The 20,627-nt window shown below is 58.3% G+C and carries 13 protein-coding genes; 4 read left to right on the top strand and 9 right to left on the bottom strand.

Annotated features, from left to right (window positions below; genetic code table 11):
• Window positions 1-152: 152 nt before the first annotated feature.
• The 7 genes from HF684_RS02875 to HF684_RS02845 all read right to left on the bottom strand — a co-directional run bounded on the left by HF684_RS02875 (window position 153) and on the right by HF684_RS02845 (window position 9,232).
• Window positions 153-1,028 carry a DUF6270 domain-containing protein gene (locus HF684_RS02875; RefSeq protein ID WP_248279090.1) on the bottom strand — a complete coding sequence of 292 codons (876 nt, stop codon included), beginning with the start codon at window positions 1,026-1,028 and terminating at the stop codon, window positions 153-155.
• On the bottom strand, window positions 1,025-2,404 hold the full coding sequence (locus tag HF684_RS02870; protein ID WP_169251274.1) for an ABC transporter ATP-binding protein: 1,380 nt from the start codon (window positions 2,402-2,404) through the stop codon (window positions 1,025-1,027). The genes HF684_RS02875 and HF684_RS02870 overlap by 4 nt, the downstream gene beginning before the upstream one ends.
• Window positions 2,385-3,119 (bottom strand): ABC transporter permease, encoded by a 735-nt coding sequence (locus HF684_RS02865; protein WP_169251273.1) that lies wholly within the window; start codon window positions 3,117-3,119, stop codon window positions 2,385-2,387. The genes HF684_RS02870 and HF684_RS02865 overlap by 20 nt, the downstream gene beginning before the upstream one ends.
• A gap of 146 nt (window positions 3,120-3,265) precedes the next feature.
• Window positions 3,266-5,005: a glycosyltransferase family 4 protein gene (locus tag HF684_RS02860; protein WP_169251272.1), complete on the bottom strand. Its 1,740-nt coding sequence runs from the start codon at window positions 5,003-5,005 to the stop codon at window positions 3,266-3,268.
• On the bottom strand, window positions 5,002-6,261 hold the full coding sequence (locus HF684_RS02855; protein WP_169251271.1) for a glycosyltransferase family 4 protein: 1,260 nt from the start codon (window positions 6,259-6,261) through the stop codon (window positions 5,002-5,004). The genes HF684_RS02860 and HF684_RS02855 overlap by 4 nt, the downstream gene beginning before the upstream one ends.
• A complete protein-coding gene (locus tag HF684_RS02850; RefSeq protein ID WP_169251270.1) occupies window positions 6,258-7,295 on the bottom strand; it encodes a glycosyltransferase family 4 protein in 1,038 nt (345 codons plus the stop codon). The genes HF684_RS02855 and HF684_RS02850 overlap by 4 nt, the downstream gene beginning before the upstream one ends.
• Complete coding sequence (locus tag HF684_RS02845) at window positions 7,295-9,232, bottom strand: nucleoside-diphosphate sugar epimerase/dehydratase (protein WP_169251269.1); 1,938 nt, start codon at window positions 9,230-9,232, stop codon at window positions 7,295-7,297. Before HF684_RS02845 ends, HF684_RS02850 begins: the two co-directional genes overlap by 1 nt.
• 324 nt (window positions 9,233-9,556) lie before the next feature.
• Between HF684_RS02845 and HF684_RS02840 the strand changes: the two genes are divergently transcribed.
• Window positions 9,557-11,440: a glycosyltransferase gene (locus HF684_RS02840; protein ID WP_169251268.1), complete on the top strand. Its 1,884-nt coding sequence runs from the start codon at window positions 9,557-9,559 to the stop codon at window positions 11,438-11,440.
• A gap of 8 nt (window positions 11,441-11,448) precedes the next feature.
• On the opposite strand, the gene wecB is transcribed toward HF684_RS02840, so the two are convergent.
• The gene (gene wecB, locus HF684_RS02835; RefSeq protein ID WP_348981425.1) at window positions 11,449-12,591 is read right to left on the bottom strand and encodes a UDP-N-acetylglucosamine 2-epimerase (non-hydrolyzing); all 1,143 of its coding nucleotides are present in this window, start codon (window positions 12,589-12,591) and stop codon (window positions 11,449-11,451) included.
• Between the two features lie 349 nt (window positions 12,592-12,940).
• Here wecB and wecC point away from each other — a divergent pair, with 349 nt between their 5' ends.
• The 3 genes from wecC to HF684_RS02820 all read left to right on the top strand — a co-directional run bounded on the left by wecC (window position 12,941) and on the right by HF684_RS02820 (window position 18,688).
• Window positions 12,941-14,200, top strand: a complete 1,260-nt coding sequence (wecC, locus tag HF684_RS02830; protein ID WP_169251267.1) for a UDP-N-acetyl-D-mannosamine dehydrogenase — start codon at window positions 12,941-12,943, stop codon at window positions 14,198-14,200.
• Window positions 14,201-14,394: 194 nt separating this feature from the next.
• Window positions 14,395-16,380, top strand: a complete 1,986-nt coding sequence (locus tag HF684_RS02825) for an acetoacetate--CoA ligase (protein WP_169251266.1) — start codon at window positions 14,395-14,397, stop codon at window positions 16,378-16,380.
• Between the two features lie 184 nt (window positions 16,381-16,564).
• Window positions 16,565-18,688, top strand: a complete 2,124-nt coding sequence (locus HF684_RS02820) for an AAA family ATPase (protein ID WP_169251265.1) — start codon at window positions 16,565-16,567, stop codon at window positions 18,686-18,688.
• Between the two features lie 210 nt (window positions 18,689-18,898).
• Here the strand turns inward: HF684_RS02820 and HF684_RS02815 are convergent, their stop codons facing one another.
• Window positions 18,899-20,569 (bottom strand): APC family permease, encoded by a 1,671-nt coding sequence (locus HF684_RS02815; protein WP_169251264.1) that lies wholly within the window; start codon window positions 20,567-20,569, stop codon window positions 18,899-18,901.
• Window positions 20,570-20,627 lie beyond the last annotated feature (58 nt).

The raw sequence follows: 20,627 nt of genomic DNA, 5'->3' as shown, positions 1-20,627 counted from the left end.
CAATCACCTACCGTTATTTTCGATTCAACGTGAGTCATTCAATCAATTGAAGTTTTTGAACAACCACAGTTCACAAATGTGTCCAGAAAATGTCAACCGTCAACGTTCTGTGGAGACGCTTTTTGAACACTGCCCGCCCTTTTTTATGCCTCTCACTTCCACGGAGCCCCCTGATACAGGACCAAAATACTTTCGACGACCGACTTGTAGTCGCCGTCACGATAGTGGAATGGTTGCGGCCCCCACTTATGGTCACCGTTTATCCGCAATTCCCAACTCTCCCGGGTTACTGTCGCGGCCACCATCGAACGTGCAAAATCTCTATAACGCACGTACTCGTGGTTGGCTCGAACTGCTCGATCAGCGAATTCTTCAGCATCTGTCGGCTTCAAGTTCCACAACTGCTTCCAGGCGCTCGAAACGCCGTGGCCGCTCGAAAGTTGCCGTTCAGCATTACGTATTCCCCTTTGAGCCTGTCTCCAACGACGCCCCAGCTTGGCGATAGTCTCGTTCGCGGGATATAGCGAACCGCTAAACACTCGCGCCCATTCAATATCAAGAAGTATGGTTCGATCCCACATTTGAGCATCGCGTAGCTTAGTGACCAAGAGCTCAAACCCGTGCTTCCATGCTTCGAAGTGCCGTTCTGTCGCGAACTCGATCAATTCAGCGCCCTGCCCAACCGCCCAATCCGCAGCGCCGCAGGATTCGATCTCCAAAGAATTCGTTATCGTAGTCGAGTCCGGAAAAAGCCAGAACCCTCGTCTCTCATCGACAAGATCGATCAGCACTACATCGATTTCTTTGTTATGCGAGATAACTCTATCTGCGCCGCTCCCTAGCAGATCGCTCTCAACCATTCTTGTTTGAAACGGAGACTCCAGGCCGCTAATATCCACATCGCGGTCGCCGTGAGGTGAGATAAGACTAGTCACCGACTGTCGAGCTACATACTCAAGGACATTGGCACCTGGTATAAACTCGCATGTATCTCGGCTAACGCACGAACCGAATATTGCAATATTCATTGCACAGAATCTCTTGTCGATTCTGGGGAAACGGCTGACTGTGCGGATTCCTCAGTCAAGCGTTCCGGCCTAGCCGCGCCTTCGTCATTCTTCGCGCGTGCCTGAAGCCGGTCCTGATATCTCTGTTCTGCGATCTCACGCGCCCGGGACGCAAGGCGACGCCCGGTAAGGTCTCCTTTCGCAGCAACTGAGGACGCACGATCATCAGGATTTTCAGCCCTGAGGATAATTCTCTTGCCGCTGGGTCGCAATTTTAAAGCCGGGGGCTCGTGCTGTGACCTAGAACCGACGACCTGGGAAACAGGCTTTGGAAGCACAGGAAACTTTGCCTGCTGCAGTGGCTTTTCCAATTCCACCGGCCAGACTTGGGACTCTGCAGTCGCTAACCGTGGAATCTCAGCGTCCTCTACAGGATCCATTTGTTCACGCCGTTGGACATGTCGCGCCGCCGGCGTACTTTGTTTTATCTTTCCTCGATTATTTGCCCGGCGGGCGGCATGCCGCGGTACGGGATTATTGACGAGTTCAGGTTCAAGGACATTTAACTCTTCCTTGACTGCGTTGCTGACCACGTCGTGTAGGAGCTTGTCAGAGACTTCCTGCTTACCTTGTGCGACATTCCACGCCCACCATCGATATTTCTCCGCAACTGATTCTGCCGGGCCGTCCATGATGATCTCTCCACGATGGATCCAAACTGCTCGGGTACAAAGTTCCTGAATCACCTTGGCGGCATGGTTGACCAACAGCACGGTTCCGGCCTCTGCAAGAAGCCCATCCATTGCTCGTTCGCTCCGTTCGGCAAACGTCGCGTCACCAGTAGACAACGCTTCGTCGATGAGGAGGATCTTGGGGCGGGCGGCCAACGCGATGGCAAACCTCAAGCGAGACCCCATTCCGGAAGAATAGGTCCCCATCGGCCGATGAATGGCCGGCCCTAGCGCCGAAAGGTCGACGACATAGTCGAAAGCTTCGGTGGCCTCGTCAGGTGTCAGGCCCATTGCCAGGCATCCCAATCTCACGTTTTCACTTCCAGACAGAGACGGTTGCAAAGCCGCCGAGACACCGAGGAGCAGCGGCTGGTACCGCACCAGGATCCGTCCTCGATCCGGTTGTTCAACACCCGCTACATTTCTCAGTAATGTAGATTTGCCTGAACCGTTGGCTCCGACGATTCCTACCATCTCTCCTTCGCGAGCGACGAAGTTCACGCCTCTAAGAGCGCGGACTGTCGTCCGCCCCTGACGTCCCAACGCAATATCTGCAAGGCGTTGTATACCGCGCGACCGCTGACCAGGGTCTCGAGTTCCAACGGTATATCGAACCTGTACGTTTTCGGCAACGATATTCGGAGCTTCAAGCTCGGTGGCGACCATAGCTCTCCTCCCCTCTCCAGAAATACAGGAAACCGAATAAAAGGAGTCCAAATGCCCACAATACAACTGAGGCCCACATCCATAACGGTGAGTCGACGCCATAGAGGATGCAATTGCGACTCAGCTCAAGTACCGAATACATAGGGTTCGCATGCATGACTGCCAGCAGTGTTGGTTTGTCAGCGAGTTTCTCATCAATTACGAAGAATACTCCGGACCCATACAGCCAGAATCGGCCGATGATTGACGTAATGTTACTGAGGTCGGGAATTCGGTGCCCAAACCTGGCCATGAAACATGCAAGGCCAACATTGAAGATAGTCTGCAATAAAACAAGAGGAATGATGAGTATGACACGCCAGGTGATCGTTTCCGCAGGAGGTACGACGATAAGCACGATGACCATCACAGCCAGGGTCGGAACGAAATCGAGCAGGTTCCGAACGACTATCGAAATAGGCAATGCTGCCCTGGGAAATTGAAAGGCCTTGATCATAGCGGACCCAGACCGGATTGCGCCGGCACCACCTGTCATGCATTTCAGTGTGTACTGGAAGAAGAATACGCCGATCACCAGGAAGCCGAGGAAGTTCTCCACCCCCCTGGCAGTGTTCAAAATGAAACCGAAGATGAACGAGTATGCCAGTACTGACAGCATCGGATTAAGGAATAGCCATCCATAGCCGAGGAGGTTCTTTCGCGTAGAACCGCTCATCTTCGCACGCGACTCAGCAACTATGAAATGTCTGCGATCCCATAAGCTCGCCAAATAGTGCTTCAGACTGGCTCGCTTACCAACAGGGACGAGTCCCTCGCTTGGGACCGATCGCATGGAGGTCAGCCCCAGTGGATTTGTTGTAGTCACTTCACACCGGTTTCCATTAGTTGAGAATACAGTTTCCCATATCGCATTCCGATATTTTTCCACCTTCGGGTCGCTAGTGCATGTTGGCGCCCAAAAGCCCCAAGACGTGAGCACAGGTCCTCGTCCTTGGCCAACTGCGATAGTGCACTCGCCAACGTATGCGGATCTTCGCTGGCAATTTTCAGTCCTGCTGTCGATGGCACGAGCTCACGGAGTGCCGGCAGATCAGAAATGACTACTGGTCGTGCCAACCCCATGGCTTCAATTGGCTTAATGGGCGTCACCAGTCTGCATACAGGCTGGTCTTTCCGGGGCACAACGACCGCATCCATCGCAAGCTGGTATTGAATAGCTTGCGACTGGGAGACTCTACCTGTGAAGACCGCGTGGTCGCCGAGATCAACGGCACGTTCCCGCAGCTCAGGAAGTGCAACTCCGTCACCCGCGATCAGCAATCGTATATCAACCCCTTCCGCCCTAGAGATACGAACCGCGTCAACTAAATCGTCAAGTCCTTCATAGCCGACGATTGACGCAGCGGTACCAACCCAGAAGCCTCCTGTCGGCAGCCCAAGCCCGGCCCTCACGTGAGAAGTTGGTTGGGTGGTATCAGCGTCAACGACGGCCTCTGAGATCGAGTTTGGGATGAGCATGATCGAGTCGGCGGGTACTCCCCCTGCGATGAGATGCTCGCGCATGGTCTCGCCGAGGGTGATGACGGCGTCGGCCGCCGAGGCAACCTCGATCTCCTTCGCCCGCATGAGGGCAAAACGTTGGCTCTCTCGGCGTGCTGCACGGTCAGCAGAGGTGGTGCCTGCCGCGGCCCAGGTCTCTTCGAGAACCCCTCGGACTTCGTATACCCAGGGCAGTCCGATGGCCCTGGCCGCAGCTCCGGTCGCCAATCCGTTGACGTAGTGGGTCGTGGTGTGGAGAACGTCGGCTTGGCGTGCGAGGGCGCGGTCTGCGATCCAGGCTGCCTGGTCTACTAGACGCGCAGTTGGTGTAGTGGAAGGACGAAGCGGCACATTCCGCAAATAGTCGATTCCGTCAACGACCTCAACCTTGCCGCGACTCAAGCGACCGATCGTCACGGGAAAAGATGGGCGAGTCACAGCGGCGACCTGGTGCCCTGCGTCGCTGAGAGTGGAAAGAATGAGATGACTGCGGTAGGCGTAACCTGATCGCGTATGCGGCAGCGAGTTCGTCAGAACGTGCAGTGACGCTGCGGGCCCCTCGCTCACGTGGCGGGCTGGTCGTGCGATGAGGTGAGCGGCCGTTTCCGGCCACCATCCTGGGGACATCGACCGCCGCTCTTCGCTGAGGCGTCGCCTACGGCGGCTGTCCGGAAGGACGGCGATCGCTTTGTCGAGATTGCCCTCTGTCCACAGGATACGGGAACGCAGCGAGGCCGCGGATGCAAGGGAGCCTGCGATACGTGTCGCAGTATCAAGCATTCCGAGGTTGAGCGCGATCTCTCCGAGCAGTAGGGACGGCTGCCTATCTTTGGCTACCGTGATGATTGTCCTGGCTCGCAGCTCCTGGCCCAACAACCACGCCGAGGCAGCCTCTGCGGCTACACCGGGTACGTTTCCGACCAGTCGGCCGGCCATTCTCGATGCCGATTTCGGGAGTCTGCGTGCCAACTGCATCGAGAAGAATACGCGGTCTTCATAGAGGTGGCCTGACATCGTGATAGCCCCATTGGCAATCTGCTTGGCAAGAAATGCGAGATTCATGGCCTCACCCGCTCGAGGATCCGATCGTACTCAGCACCCATGACATCGACGGACGCGTGGTTGACCACCCATTCATGCCCCACCGAATCGGGGCTTTTGACTCCTTGGACCAAGGCTTGCAGCGCCGTGACGATCGAATCCACGTCTCCTGGTCTGGCAACGACGCCAGCACGGTTCTCACTGATGATCTCGGCGGCCTCCCCCGCTACGATGCCGAGAATCGGCACTCTGCGTGCCATGAGCGAATAGAGCTTCGATGGAACTGTGAGTGCATGGGCGGGGACATCGCCGAGGCTGACGAGCCCCACATCGGCCCATTCCCAATGCTCGGCAAGCGCCTGACCTGTGGTCTGTTCGAAGAACTCAACTGGCGCGCCAAGTGTGCGGGCTAGTGTCTCTAGATTTGCTCTGTCGGCGCCGTCGCCGACGATGCGCAGCTTGATTCCGGGGACTCGAGAAGCCGCAGCGATCGCCGAGGAAAGGTCCTGTGAGCGTCCAACGGTACCGACGTAGAGCAGCTTCCTGTCGCAGTCGGCCACGGTGCACCGGTGGGGAAGCTGGTCGATCTCCGACTGTCCGACACCGCTGCGAACAACTTCAGACCTTATTCCTCTCCGTTCCAAAAGATAGCGGAAACTTTCCGTCGTCACGACCACCGCAGATGCGCGACGTTGCACTAGCGTGAGCAAGCCGGGTAGAACTTTCTCCTCAAGATAAGCAGTCGCCGCACGAGGAAGATACTTCCCGACCGCGTTCTTCACCAGCGACAGGTCGCTGATGAGGTCAGGCCAGACATCACGCACCTCGGCGATATGAGGCACACGCAGTGCTCTGGCAACGGCATCCCCCGCAAAGAGGAACGGCAGAGCAGGGGTCGTCGAGATCACGACGTCGGGTGCGTAAGGTCCGCCCATCCGGCGGATGATCGCATTGACCGCACCGGCAGAGGCGACTCCTTGGTCGAGCAGCTGCCGAGCCATCGAAGACCCACTGTGCAGGTATGGAACGCGAATGATCCTTTCCCCCAGTTCGCCGAGCTCCCATGTTCCACCGAGCTTCGCGTCCACACGAGTGCGGAAGCGGCCGACGGCGGATCCGAAGAACTCGTCCCGTCTGCTGTGCGGGTAATGCGGGTGGGGTGCTGCAACAACTACTTGGTGTCCCTGGCGAACGAAATGACTGACGAGAGTCGCCCACCGTCGTTGCGGAGCGCCGACCTCGGGCCAGTAATAGTGGCTGAGCAGAAGGATCTTCATGCGGTCGTCACCTCCTTCAGCGCCCGGCGCCGCAACCAAAGCGGCAACAGCGCATAGAGGGCGAGCAACGCGACCCAGAACACATGGGCCGGGTAGGTTGTCGCCGTATTTCCGCTGATGAGAGTCGGGACGGCCATTATGCAAGCGAGGACGCTCAATGCGGCGTGGAAGAGCGAAACGGAGCTGTGTGGCCAGCCCGCCTGCTGGATCCGCTGGTAGATATGTTCACGATGAGGCAAGAGAATATTCTCTCCCCGGAAGAGCCGTAGGACCAAAGTGAGTCCGACGTCGAAGAAGACGAAGATCATCGGTGCGATGATGACGACGATCGGGACGCCTTGGACAAACAGCCAGACCGCGAGAGCGAAGACGGCCGCTCCGATCCCGTAGCTGCCCGTGTCTCCGAGGAACGCCTTGGCCCGACCGAGGTTGAACGGGAGGAACCCGACAGCAGCGCCGGCCAGCGCCAGAGCAAGTAGTGCAATGTCGTTCTCTCCTTCCCAGGAACCGACGAAGGCGAACCATCCAGCGGTGACGATGGTCCACTCGGTGACATAGCCGTTGAGTCCGTCGACGAAGTTCACGGCGTTGACAGTGGTCACGCCGATGACCGCGAAGGCGATGACGTGAGCGATTCCCTGTGTTGAGAACATGGCGATGATCGCGCTGAACAGCAGAGCCAAGATCACCTGTCCGATCAGCCGCCCGGCGGGGCGCAGCGAGTCGAGATCGTCGCTCATCCCGATGGCCGAATAGCACCAGGTCAGGACCAGGAAACCGACCGGAAGGAGGACCCCGCCGAGGCCGAAGACACCGTCTTCGCTGACGGTCCACACCATGGCCAGAATCGTGGCCACGGTGATGCCGCAGCCGATGGCGATTCCCCCGCCGCGTACGGTCGACAGCGTATGCGAGGAGCGATGAGAGGGGACATCGACGATCCCCGCTCGACGCAGCAGCGGAAAGGCGATGAGGGCGCTGAGAACCGTGACCACCGCGGCCACTACCAGGATCACCAGCGACTGCAGAGCCATCAGAGGCCGACTCCGGTGTCATGGGGGTCTGCGCCTGGCTCGGGGGCTCTTGACGTTGTCGCTGCCGTCTCAATGGCCTCCGTCGCGTCACCGGTGGCCGGTGCCGTCTCGGAGTCGAGGAGACGCGTCAGGTGCTCTTCGAGGCCCGACCTGTGAGTGAAGACCTGTGGGTCACGTGATTCGGCGACCAGGGCACCGAGTTTCTCCAGATCGATCGGAGTGATCGGCACCTGAGTGATCAGCGGATGGGTGGGTCGGCTGTCGACCTCTCCGGGCGACAGCAGAGCCTCGGTGAGTTTCTCCCCCGGCCGCAGTCCCGTGTAGACGATCTGCGCATCACTGCGCCCCGACAGCGCGATCACTCGCTTGGCGAGGTCATCGATGCGGATCGGTTCGCCCATGTCGAGGACCAAGGTCTCTCCGGGGCCACCGATTGCTGCGGCCTGAAGGACGAGTTCACAGGCCTCATCGGCGGTCATGAAGTATCGAGTGACCTCCGGGTCGGTGACTGTGACAGGATCACCGGCCGCCACCTGAGCCACAAAGGTCTCGAGCACGGATCCTCGGGAACCGAGAACATTGCCGAATCGCACTGACATATAACGTCGGCCGGTCGCCGCGGCCACAGAGGCGATCGCCCGTTCGATGGAGAACTTCGTCCGCCCCAGCACTGAGGTCGCACCGGCGGCTTTGTCGGTGGAGATGTGGACGAAGGCATCGACGTCATGAGCCACCGCTGCATTGAGCAGGTCAAGGCTGGCACCGACATTCGTGCGCACTGCCTGTTCCGGGAAACGCTCGAGGAAGGTCAGGTGCTTGAGAGCCGCGGCGTGGAAGATGATGTCCGGCTTCGCCTCGGCGACGAGGGCATCGATGAATGCCGGATCTCGCAGGTCTCCGAGGACGAGTTCATCACTGGTCAGAAGGGCTGACCCCTCGAGACCGAGCTCAGTGGCGTGCAGGCCGGATTCGTCCCGGTCGGTCATAATGAGTCGGGCCGGATCGAACCGTGCGACCTGACGGCACAATTGTGAGCCGATGGAGCCGCCTGCACCGGTGACGAGGACTACCTTTCCGGTGATCGCCGAGGCGATGTCGTCGATATTCGTCGAGATTGGTTTGCGTCCGATGAGGTCTTCGAGGCTGACATCGCGGAAGCTGCGATGACGCAGGTCGGCGACGTCATGGGCGTCAGGCTCGGGACGTGCCAACGCGGAGTCCGAGAGTTTCGGCATGATCTTGATCTCGACTGGCCGGGATTCGAGATTCGACGCGATACGGGAGAGCTCTTCGGGCGGCAGGTCAGCGATCGCAATGATGACGGCCCCAGCTCCGGTGCGATCGACATGGGTGGCGATGTCGGCGATCGGTCCGAGCACGCGGATTCCGTTGTAGCGAAGATGCCGCTTGGCAGGGTCGTCGTCGAGGATGCCGACAGCGACGAATTCGTTGTGTGTGTCCTGAGCGATCATATCGAGAGCGAGCATGCCCTGGTTTCCCGCGCCGACGACGATCGTGGGCCGGGATGCACCGGACGTGGTGAGACTGCGTTGCCTCAAGTTGCGACGAATCCAATTCTCGAGGCTCTTGACCACGACCATGAGCGCTCCCGCCGTAATGGGGACGCTGGTCGGGATGAGCAGTCGATTGGCGAAGGTAAATTCGGCCACCCACATGATGCCGACACCCAGAGCAACCGTTCCCACGATTGCGGCGAACTGATCGGTCGAACCACGTCGGTAGCGACCGCGGTAGATTGCCAGAGGCCCGCCGATGAGAAAGACGATCAGACCAACCGCCGAACAGACGAGCATTCCCGGCACGTTGACGAGAGATGCATGGAAGTCGTACCTCACGAGTGTCATCGATACGACGAGGAACGCGAAGACGAGACCGTCGATGAGTGACAGCGCCATGGCTCTGCCGTGCCGTCTCATTGGGGTCCGTGAGGGAATGGGCCCTGTGTTGCTTCCCACTGTCCTCTTTTCCCTCGGCTTACATGGTCTGGTTCAACTCAGTCTACGATTGCGCCGTGCACATCTCGCGGCATCCGACCGAGCGTCTTGCAACCTCTTGATTGTACTATTGGGCTTGTCAGCTTCCGCACAGGAAGACTGTTGAAAGCGTTAAGAAATGGTTTCATTTAGGTTGCCCCACTGCAAGTAGAGTGGGATAAATCCCGTTATGCTCGCGCCTACTTGAACCGGGTCTCTGCGAAACAGGACTTTGCGCGATTCTGATCAGGTCGAAAGGATCCGACTGTGCCTCAAACTCCTCTTCGCACATTGCGGACCGGTCTCTGGCATCTGCGCCACGGCGGCCCAGCTCAATTCTTGAAGTGGAGGCGCCGTCGGAATCTTCACCAAGGCGTTGCCGATGGACGGACGAACGACCAGCTCACTGCGGACAATCTGTTAGAGGCGTTTCCTGCAGCTCCGAAGTCCGATCGTCGGCCTGTCTTCGACGATCTCAGAGTCGGCACCATCCTCGACGAGTTCTCAGCGGAGAGCTTCGGTTACGAATGGGCGACTGTCCCACTGAAACGCGATGGATGGACATCGCAGCTGGACTCGGTCGACTTCGTCTTTATCGAATCAGCGTGGAACGGCAACGGTGGGGACTGGAAGTTCAAGCTCACCGGCACGACAGGCCCAAGTCCCGAGGTCATCGAACTGCTGGCAGAGTGTCGTCATCGCAAAATCCCAACAGTGTTCTGGAACAAGGAAGATCCTCCCCATTTCGACGATTTCCTTCCGCTGGCCAAGCTGTTCGATGTCGTCTTCACCAGCGATGTGCGACTTGTCCATCAGTACCGGGAACATCTCGGACATGACCGCATCGCTCCCTTAGCTTTCGCCGCTCAACCCGCGATTCATTCTCCCGTCCGACCTGCGCACAATTACGCCGCACGCGATATCGCATTCGCGGGAATGTACTTCACTCATAAATTCCCCGAGCGCCGGGCTCAGATGGACCTGCTCTTGGGAGCGGCAGATAAAGTGTCCCCTCGGATGGAGCACGGGCTTGAGATCTTCTCCCGCTTCCTCGGCGACGATGAGCGCTATCAATTTCCCGGCACTCTGGCCGAAAGAGTCGTCGGGTCTCTGCCTTACCGAAACCTTCTGACGGCCTACAAGAACTACAAGGCATTCCTCAATGTGAACTCGGTAGTCGATTCGCCGAGCATGTGCGCGAGGCGCATTTTCGAGATCACTGCCGCCGGGACTCCGGTCATCTCGAGCCCCAGTGAAGCGACGAAGCGGTTCTTCCCACTTTCAGAGCTTCCTCAGCCTGAGACGCAAGAAGAGGCCGAACTTATCCTCAGGGCATATGTGAGAAGCGGCGAACTTCGAGACCGCACGGTACATCTCGCGCAACGGCGCATCTGGAACGAACACACCTACACTCATCGCGCGATGACGATCATGGACTCCGTTGGGGTCGAGTACAGCGATCCAATTCCTCGTTCCATGTCTGTCGTGGTATCGACGAATCGCCCGGAACACCTCAGCAACGTCCTTGAGACACACGCCGCACAGAATATTGAGAATCGAGAGCTCATCATCGTCCAGCATGGGTTCGTTTCATCGCCGGAGATGCTGAATTATGCAACCGAACTGGGGATCGAAAACCTGATATTGCTCGAGGCCCCGGGCTCGGATTCCCTGGGCGCGTGCCTTAACCGCGGTATCGAAGCGGCATCCGGCGACGTCATCGCCAAGATGGATGATGACGACGTCTACGGTGAGCACTATCTGACGGACCAGCTCGCAGCTCTGCGCTTTTCAAATGCGGACCTCGTCGGCAAACAGGCTCACTACCTTCACCTGCGCAACCGCGATATCGTTATGTGCCGGTTCCCCGAACGCGAGCACCGTTTCACCGATCTTGTCATGGGCCCCACCCTGATGGGGAGCAGAGAGCTGTTCCAACGGTTCCCATTCGCTGACCGCACTTTGGGCGAAGATACCGACCTGCAGCGGCGACTCGTCTCCGACGGAGCACGGATCTACTCTGCAGACCGTTTCAACTTCGTCCAAATTCGTGACTCGCATAGTCATACGTGGAATGTCGACGACGATCTGCTGTTGGCCAACAGTAACGTCCACAGCTTCGGATTCAGCCGTGGACACTACTGCTTCTGACCGAAGGCTCAGCTGTCTCCGAGAAGGTCGTTGAGAATATCGACGCTGCGACCGGCTGAATGGCCGTCACCGTAGGGATTCACAGCATTGGCCATGTCCCGGTAGGCCTTCTTGTCATCGAGGAGTCGTGAAACCTCGGAGATGATCTTCTCGGTTGCAGTACCGATCAACTTCACCGTCCCTGCATCCACAGCTTCGGGGCGTTCCGTGTTTTCTCGGAGAACCAGAACCGGCTTGCCCAGGCTGGGGGCTTCTTCCTGGATTCCTCCCGAGTCTGTAAGCACGATGTCGGAGGCGTTGATGAGGTGCGAGAACTCGCCGTACTCAACGGGCTCGATTGAGATCACATTGTCGAGGTCTTCGATCTGAGGAGCGATCGACGCGCGGACCTTGGGGTTCTTGTGCGCAGGCCAAATGATGAGCAGATCGGGATAGTTTGTGGCCAGGTTTCGCATGGCTTTGCCAATGTTCACCATGTTGTCGCCAAGGTTCTCCCGGCGGTGAGTGGTTACCAGCAGCACTCGGCGCTCATCAGACTCCAGCGCCTGAAGCTCAGGAACACTGAACTCGACCGGGCGCTCAACGGCCCACTGCAGAGCGTCGATGACCGTATTGCCGATGACGTGGATATTCTCATCAGGGACCCCGTCCGCGAGCAGATTGCTCCGAGAGACCATAGTCGGTGCGAGATGCACGCGAGCGATCTGGGAGACGATCTTCCGATTGGCCTCTTCGGGGAACGGCGAATTGATGTCTCCGCTGCGCAATCCTGCTTCGAGATGGACAACTGGAATCTCCCGGTTGAAGGCCGCGATCGCGGCACCCATCACCGTCGTCGTATCGCCTTGGACTACGACGGCGTCTGGTTCGTGGTCGGCAAGTACTTCGTCGATCTTGCTAATGACGCTGCCCGCGATGGTATTGAGAGTCTGTCCGTGAGCCATGAGATTGAGGTCCACATCGGGTTCGATTTCGAACACCTGATTGACCTGGTCGAGCATCTCACGATGCTGAGCAGTGACGACGACGATCGGTTCAAGATTCGGATCCGCTTCAAGAGCCTTAATCACCGGGGCCACCTTGATCGCCTCTGGCCTGGTTCCATACACAACCATGACCTTCGGGGGGATACCTGACTTGCCAGCGCTCAATACGGCTCCTTCGTCAATTGAAAACTTGCTCCAAATGTAAATAGCGGGCCGACCGTTGACTCATGGCCGGACCCGCCAGAATGCATGAGAAATCCTATAGTTTCCACAAGATTCAACCACATTTCGACAGTGGTTTTCCCTTAAATTATCGAAGTGCGTAGAAAATTCACTGATCCTTAATTGACCGGGTGTTCCACATCACACGCTCAGGTTATCACCGAAGATCGTTTCGCGGTCGTGTGGTTATCCAATACCATTTCATTTGTTGTGTGCCACGGAGAGTGACGGTCGCCGACACTAGATGCCCGTCGCGACCTATGGCCGACGCTACAACCCAGAGAGAAGAGCTATGACCCCTACTCCCGAGCGTAACCGGCCTTCGGTCGCCGTCATCGGACTCGGCTATATTGGACTCCCTACTGCGGCCGTGCTGGCTAGCTCTGGAGCGAACGTCGTCGGCGTCGATATCAACCAGAAAGCTGTCGATCTCATCAACCAGGGCGAAGTCCCGTTCGTCGAGCCCGATATGTCGACAACAGTGGCTGGTGTTGTCTCACAAGGATACCTGAAAGCCACGACTGAGACCCCACACGCCGACAATTACATCGTCGCCGTGCCCACGCCGTTCAAGGATGGGCACAAACCAGACCTCTCCTACATCGGGACCGCCGGTAAACAGATCGCGCCGCTGCTTGAGGGCAATGAGCTCGTCATCCTCGAGTCGACTTCGCCTCCCGGCGCAACCGAATACCTGGCCGACACGATTCTGTCGCAGCGCCCAGATCTGACGCTTGATGAAGGCACGTCCAAGACGATCTACTTCGCTCACTGCCCCGAACGCGTCCTGCCCGGCCGCATCATGATTGAGCTGCGGACGAACGACCGCATCGTCGGCACGCTCAACGGAAATGCCGGTGAGCGGGCCCGCGACCTCTACCAGCTGTTCTGTGAGGGCGAGTTCCTCATGACCGATGCGCGCACGGCCGAGCTGTCCAAGCTGACAGAGAATGCCTACCGCGACGTCAACATCGCCTTCGCCAATGAACTGTCGATGATCGCCGATGGTCTCGACATCAACGTCTGGGAACTCATCGAACTGGCCAACCACCACCCTCGTGTCAACATTCTGCAGCCGGGCCCCGGTGTCGGTGGCCATTGCATTGCCGTGGACCCGTGGTTCATTGTCGCCACTGCGCCAGAGCAGTCATCACTCATCAAGACTGCCCGCGAAGTGAACGACTCCAAGCCCGGATTCGTCTTGGACAAGCTCATCCCTCAGGCGAAGCGCATCAACGAGGCGAAGATCGCGACGCTCGGATTGGCATTCAAACCCAATATCGATGACCTGCGTGAGAGCCCCGCTCGTCAGATCGTCAACCGTCTTGCCGAAGAGCTGCCTGAAGCGACGATTCTCGCCGTCGAGCCGAACATCGACGAGCTTCCTGCAGAGTTGGAGTCTCGCGAGAATGTGACCCTGGCCGAGACCGAAACCGCGGTCGAGCAGGCCGACATCGTTCTCCTGCTGGTCGATCACAACGAGTTCATCAACTTGGATGCTTCGCTGCTCGCGCAGAAGATCGTCCACGACACACGGGGCGTGTGGGGCTGAGCCTCAACCCATCTCCCTGTCGACTGCGCCGCTGAGAATTCTCAGCGGCGCAGTTGTGTTCCAGACTGCCTGCAATGGTCGCTGGGATGGCGGCGTATGGTGGTCTCAACGTCTCCGCTGCAAAACGAGTGCGCCTCGTTTCGGCTGGTGGAGACCGCTATCGCTACCGCCCACCGCTGTGCTGAGGAGGAGAATTGACCGCTGAACCGATCTGGCTTCCCGACCCTGACCAGACCCCGCGACCGCAGATCGCCGACTTCATCGACTTCGCCAACCAACGCACCGACCAAACCATGGCAGGGTATGAGGATCTGTGGAATTGGTCGGTGAGCGACCTCGACGGGTTCTGGGGTGCTGTCTGGGACTTCTTCGACGTCATCGCCGATGAGCCCTACACCGAGGTGCTCGCCGATCGGTCCATGCCCGGCGCCACCTGGTTCCCCGGCACCCGCCTCAACTACGCCGAACATGCACTGCGGGCCGGCCTCGACGACACACTCGCCGACGAACCGGCCATCATCACTATCAAAGAATCCGGCGAGCGAACCGAAACCACTTGGCGCGAACTGCGTCGCCAGGTCGGATCCGTCGCCGCCTGGCTGCGCGGCCAAGGAGTCGGAGAAGGCGACCGCGTCGTCGGCTACCTGCCGAACACCCACCACACGCTCATCGCATTCCTCGCGACCGCCTCAATCGGCGCCATCTGGTCCGCCTGCGCCCAGGACTACGCCGCCGAAGGTGCTGCGACGAAACTCGGCCAACTTGAACCGACTGTTCTCTTCGCTGCCGACGGCTACCTGTGGAACGGTCAGGCTTTTGACCGCCGCGACCAGGTCGCGGAATTGGCCAACCGGATGCCGAGCCTGCGGGCCGTGGTCGGGGTGGGCAACCTCGGCGAGGAATTCATCGACGAACACGGCCAGATCACGAACCTTGTCACCTGGGACGATGTTGCCTCCGGGGATGTTGAACCCGAGTTCGCGCGCGTCGATTTCGATACCCCGCTGTGGGTGCTGTACTCCTCGGGCACGACGGGGATTCCCAAGGGGATCGTGCACAGCCACGGCGGGGTCGTCATCGATCACCTGCGCCTGCTGGGTCTCCACCTCGACATCCGGCCGGGTGACCGGTTCTTCTGGTACACGAACACGAACTGGATGATGTGGAACCTCGTCGCCTCGGCGCTGGTGGGCGGTGCGACCACGGTGTGCTTCGACGGCAGCCCCCTCTATCCGGGGCCGGGCCGGCTGTGGGAGATCGCCGCGGACACGAAGGCGAATGTGCTCGGGGTCAGTCCCGGGATCTTCCTGGCCGGGATGAAGGCCGGGCTTGAACCCGGCACGGAATTCGACCTCTCCGCGCTGCGGACGATCGGCGCCACCGGTGCCCCGGTGCCCGCCCACTGCTTCCCGTGGGTGCGCGATGCTGTCGGCGAACGCGTGCAGCTGGCCTCGACGAGCGGCGGCACGGATGTCGTCAGCGGCTTCGCCGGATCCGCGCCGAACGTCCCGGTCTGGGCCGGGGAGCTCTCACGGCCGGTCCTCGGTGTGGCCTTGGAGTCCTGGGACGACAACGGTCAGCCGTTGGTCGACGAGGTCGGCGAGATGGTCATCACCGCCCCGATGCCGTCGATGCCGGTGAAGTTCTGGAACGATCCCGACGGTGAGCGCTACCGCGACACGTACTTCTCGATGTTCCCCGGAGTCTGGCGCCACGGCGACTGGATCACCATCACCGACCACGGCAGCGTCATCATCTCCGGCCGCTCGGACGCCACGCTCAACCGGCAGGGCGTGCGCCTGGGCAGCGCCGACATCTACGACGTCGTCGACGGCATCCCCGAGGTGGCCGAATCCCTGGTCATCGGCGCCGAGCAGCCGGATGGTGGGTACTGGATGCCGCTGTTCGTGGTGCTGGGTTCGGGGGTTTCGTTGGATTCTGGGTTGCGGTCGCGGATCGCGGCGGAACTGCGGTCCAAGGCGTCCCCGCGGCATGTGCCCGATGACATCATTGCGGTCCCGGCCATTCCGCACACGAAGACGGGGAAGAAGCTGGAAGTGCCCGTGAAGCGGCTCATCCAGGGGCATGATCTGGATCGTGTGGCGAATGCGGATGCTGTTGATTCGTTTGAGGCGCTGGAGTACTTTGTGCGGTTCGCGGGTGGGACGTGTCCAGCATAAGTAATCGCAGCCGCCCCACTGACTCCCTAAAACATCTGAGCCGAAACGAACGGAAACGATTCGGTACCAAGCGCATCTAATCGCAGTTCGTTAACTACCCGTTACGTTTCTTTCGATCAAACGTGGAGCAACATTGGTACAGTCAGAGCGCCCACTCCTCTCGGAACCCAACCAAGGAACGACTATGCGACTCTCAAAAGTAAAAATAGAGAATTTCCGCGCTCATACGGCCACTGAAATACCCTTGGAACAGCTCGGCTGTCTCATTGGAGAGAATAATGCCGGGAAATCATCAATTTTACATGCGCTACAGTTCGCGTTCGACGAGAAGAAGATCGACGAACGAGATTTCCACGACACGGATCAACTCATAAAAGTGACGGTCCATATTGACGGCATCACAGATACCGATCTTGAACGCGTCAGCGAAAATAATCGATTAAAAGTATCTGGCATACTCAATGAAGGCAAACTAACAATTATCAGAACTCAGGCTTTAGGCTCAAAAGCAGAGGCTAAATATTTGAAGATCGTTCCGATTAATCCAAGCTGGAACTACGAACATCTCGCTGAAGCTATAAAGCGCAAGTCTGGGCCAGCACTCCGAAAAGCTGCAGTTGATATTCGTCCAGAGCTAGACCCATACCTCAGTGAAAAGCCCAAGCAGGACGAAGTGAATAGAGCCTGGCAGGTCCTAGTAGAGGGTCTGCCCGAAGATCAGCTCAAAGAGGAACCAACAGATTTTCCTACTGGAATATATGCATCAATCAAGCCGCTCCTGCCTTCGATTATCTACATTCCCGCAGTTAAGGACGCGTCCTCTGAAACCAAAGCGACAGGGACTGCCGCGTTTGCCAGACTTCTGGGAATGCTATTTGACGAAGTCCAAGACCAGTTTCAGAGCATCGAGAGCGAATTCAAAGAGGTCCACAAGAAGCTGAGCCGACACCTGAATAGCGATGGGGACATGACAGATGAGCGCCTCCCCGCCGTTCAACGAATTGAATCAGTGATTGAGGAGTATGTGGGGATGAGTTTTCCTGGCATACGAATCAATTTGAATGTCCCGGCCCCTACTTTGTCGCTGCTTCTAGATAATGCGGATCTCCAGATTGACGACGGGCACATCGGCGGGGTAGTCACGAAAGGAGATGGCTTACAAAGAACCGTCCTTTTTGCACTACTTCGAGCTTATAACGACATGAGATATCAAGGGCTCAACGAATCGCAACCATCGGACTCCTCGGTTGGTACCACAAGCAGACGATCATACTTGCTGCTTTTCGAAGAGCCCGAACTCTACCTTCACCCTCGAGCTCAGCGTCAGCTTATGAGCGCACTCGCTCAGTTCGCGAAAGATCATCAAGTCCTGGTGACGACGCACTCACCCGGATTCTTTCAACCCGGCACTACGGGATTTACTCGCCTCTATAAAACGACGCAAGGAGTCTGTGCGAGGCCAGTCGATCTAGTAGACATGTCCCTCCGCGACGCGTATCAAATCATTCGACATGAAAACAACGAAGCTGCCTTTTTTGCGAAGCTTGTTGTGCTGGTCGAGGGCGACAGCGACACGTTTGTCTACCCTCACCTAGCGAAGCTCTTTGCAAAAGAATGGGATCACATCGAGCGCGGTATAATGTTCGTGAAGATTGAAGGCAAAGGAAACATTACACGATATCGCGAGTTCTTCAAGAAGTTCGGCGTTCCAGTACACGTAATCACAGATTTGGATGCTCTATCGGATGGTTTCAATCATCTAACTTCAACTCACTCGATTAAAGAAGCTCATTCGAACCTGATGTCAAAGGTCGGCGCCCACCTAACCGATAAGGTTGACATCAGCGCCAAAAAAACCAAAAGTATCGTTAAGTCAGACAGTGCCAGAGAGCTCTGGTCGGCAGCACAAGAAAGCTTTGCAACATGGCGAGTTGAGAAATCCGAATCTTCAGCTCAAGGCGCCATTGATGCCCTTACCAAGCTCTTCCAACGTGGTCAAAGCGGCGACAAATATAGACTAATCTCCGACCCTCCAACCGCAGACATCGAGCACGCCATTGATGACGTGATCTATTTGCTTGCGCAAGAGGGTACCTACGTGCTGCGTCGAGGGGACCTCGAGGACTATTGTGGCAATTCTGTTGATAGCAAAAAGGTGAACGCGGCTATCAAATTTTGTAGCGACACGACATCACTCGAGAAGCTCAAGCAGGTTCATGGTTCTGACGCCGAAGGCGTCGTTGGAGAGCTACGGAAAATATTCTCGAGCATCTATCGCGAGGAGGAGTCAACTGTGAAGCAAAATTGAACTTTCGTTACTCCGATTCCGGATCTGAGCCGCGAATCTCTGGCCCAGCAGTATGTCGACGACATAGCCCAAGTTGCACAACCCTGACGGGCGGCTGAGTCTCCCACGTCGCACGAACTTGCCCGACCCTGTACGCCACTGTCGTGGATGTACGGGGTCGGGCCGCCTCGGCGAGGGTTTCGCTACCTCACGTCGAACGATTCGACGGGATCATTCCCCGTCGATGTGTTCGGCTGCGGTCTCCTTGGTGTTCTCGACGTTGGCGATGACCTCCTCCGACTTCAGGCGGGTCCTGATGCCGACGTAGAAGACGATGGCGGTGAAGATCGCACAGATCAGCTCGCCCCAGCCGAACGTGAGTACGCCCATGGCGCCGTCGCCGTAGTTGCTCAGCAGGCTGAGCACGGCCAGACCGCCGAGCCACAGGATCATCCACCACCCGGACTTGAACTGCAGCGGCGGGATTTTGCTGCGGTCGCTGAACGCGTAGTGCAGGCCGAGGACCACATAGCCCAGCGCCATCGCCAGGAACAACTTCCAGTTCGTGTCCCAGCCGGTCCAGAAGACGATGAGGTTCGCGGCGAGGAACCCGAGGAACGGCAGGATGTCTCCGCCGGGCAGTTTGAACGGGCGCTCCTGATCGGGCAGCTGACGTCGCAGCGCCGCCACCGTGACCGGGCCGGATCCGAAGGAGATGACGGTGCCGGAGGTGATGAACCCGACCATCTTCGCCCACGACGGGAACGGGAAGAACAGGAAACAGGCGACGATGAAGGTGATGAGCAGACCGAACCACGGGATGCCCTTCTTGTTCAGCTTCGTCATCGCGTGCGGGGCATTGCCCACGCGCGCCTGCGAGTACGACAGTCGCGGGGTGAGCGCGGTGAAGATCAGACCGGTGTCGGCGGGAGAGACGACGGCGTCGATGTAGAGGATGATCGCCAGCCACATCGCGCCGAGCATGAGCGCGATCTCGGCCCATGGTCCTGCCGAGTTCGAGAACGACAGTCCGCTCCAGCCGTCCTTGAGCAGGTCGGTGGGAATGGCGCCGATGAACGCGACCTGCAGGAGGATGTAGATGATGCCGGTGAGCACGATCGAACCGATGACAGCGAAGGGCACGTTCTTCTGCGGGTTCTTCGTCTCACCGGCGAACTCCACGCCCTGACGGAAGCCGAGGTAGGAGAAGACGATGCCCGCCGCGGGCAGGGCCGCGAAGATCGGGGCGATGCCGTTGGGGGCGAAACCGCCGAACTCGGGCATGTGGAAGTGACCGGGGTTGAACGCCAGCAGCGCCAGACCGACGAAGACGAGGACGATGACGAGCAGCTTCCACCACACGAGCACGTTGTTGAACTGGGCGAAGAACTTCACGCCGAACATGTTGATGATGCAGAAGACCGCGACCATCGCGATGCTCACGAAGATGCCCGGCACCGTGAGGACGAGCACGCCGTCCTTCGACTCCATCAGCCACGGCATATAGCTCGAGGCGTACTGGACGGCCGCGAGGACCTCGATGCCGACGGTTCCCGCCGCCGACAGCCACGTGATCCACCCGCTGGTGTAGCTGGCGAACGAACCGAAAGCATAGTGCGGGTAGCGCACGACACCGCCGGCGACGGGGAACATGACACCGAGTTCGGAGTAATTGAGTGCCACGAAGATGATGAGGATGGCACCGATGGCCCAGGACAGAATCGCGGCCGGGCCGGCCATGCTCGCGGCGTCGAAGGCACCGAAGAGCCAACCGGAGCCGATGATCGACCCGACTCCGGTGAAGAGCAGCCCGGTCTTGCCGATATCGCGTTTGAGTCCTTTGTCATGGACGACTGTCACGCTCGTCTGCGAGCCCGATGACAGGGAATTGCGTAAGGACATCAGTGCCTCCCTAGGTAGTGACGGCTGAGTTTCCGCCGCCAGCTTTCTCCTGCCGAAA

The organism is Brevibacterium sp. 'Marine' (assembly GCF_012844365.1).
In the GTDB taxonomy this organism is placed as follows: Bacteria; Actinomycetota; Actinomycetes; order Actinomycetales; family Brevibacteriaceae; genus Brevibacterium.
The sequence above is the reverse complement of the archived record's forward strand: the minus strand, read 5'-3'. Positions and strand labels throughout refer to the sequence as shown.